This window comes from Bacillus sp. DHT2 (assembly GCF_026241455.1).
In the GTDB taxonomy this organism is placed as follows: Bacteria; Bacillota; Bacilli; order Bacillales; family Bacillaceae_G; genus Bacillus_A; species Bacillus_A pseudomycoides.
The window spans coordinates 1-910 of sequence record NZ_JAPHWH010000064.1 but is presented as its reverse complement, the minus strand read 5'-3'; the positions used below and the strand labels follow the sequence as shown (position 1 = coordinate 910).

Annotated in this window: 1 protein-coding gene; it reads right to left on the bottom strand. The window is 37.3% G+C overall.

Going from position 1 to position 910, the window contains the following annotated elements; translation table 11 throughout:
• Nucleotides 1-910: ImmA/IrrE family metallo-endopeptidase (locus ORL93_RS30780; protein ID WP_265960346.1), on the bottom strand; the 910-nt coding region annotated here is incomplete at both ends.

Genomic DNA, 910 nt, shown 5'->3' with positions numbered 1-910 from the left:
TATTATTGATTTCTTTATCTAAAATACTTTCAATTGTTTCAATAAATTCCACAGACGTTTCATGTACTTCTTTTAGCAATTTGGATTTATCTTTTAACTCTTTCCCTTGCGTCCAGTTGGCTAAATAGTCTAACGAATACTCGCTTGTATCAATTCCAAAATAAGAAGAAACCACATAAGCTGTCATCTCTGCTTGAAACTCCTTCTCAGGTGCTGAGTAATTCATATGCGTTTCTGCTGTGTGAAGTTTGGCATGGGCTAGTTCATGAAGAAGCGTTTTTACATTTTGTAATTCACTATTCCTCGGATTCAAGGCAACCTCTTTCGTTAAGGTGTAGCTCACCCCCTTTGCGACCCCAAGTTCTTGTTTCGGCTCAATAATTTTCACACCGTTTTTTTCAGCGATAGCTTCCATCCCTTTATATAAACTCTTGTAATCCCCTACATTTCCTTCTAGCCAACGATTCGGAAAGATACGAGGTAGATCTTCAGCTTTTACGTTCGTCTGAGACACATCAAACACATAACCGACAGAGAAATATAAACGACCCGGTTTGACTTCTACCTTTTTAGATTCAATCTGTTTTTTCTCTTCCTCATCTGCCTTCGCAACAGGTTTCCAAGTTCCCGTTTTGTCTTTAAATTTTGCTGTTGTTCGGTTCGGAACAAGGATCTGTATTCCTTTCTCACCCTTATTAACCGAAAATCCTTTTTCTTTCCAAAAAGAAAAGGAACCCACGGCTCTGGATCCCTCAAATTGATTCTGTATTAATGCAATATTGGATGGTGAATAGCGATAAAACTTTGCCATAAATAATAAATGTTCTTTTAAATCTTCTGGTGACCGAAAATAACCTTCTATGCTCTTTTCCATCTTTTTTGTTAGTGCCACTACCTTTTGTTTTTTCTC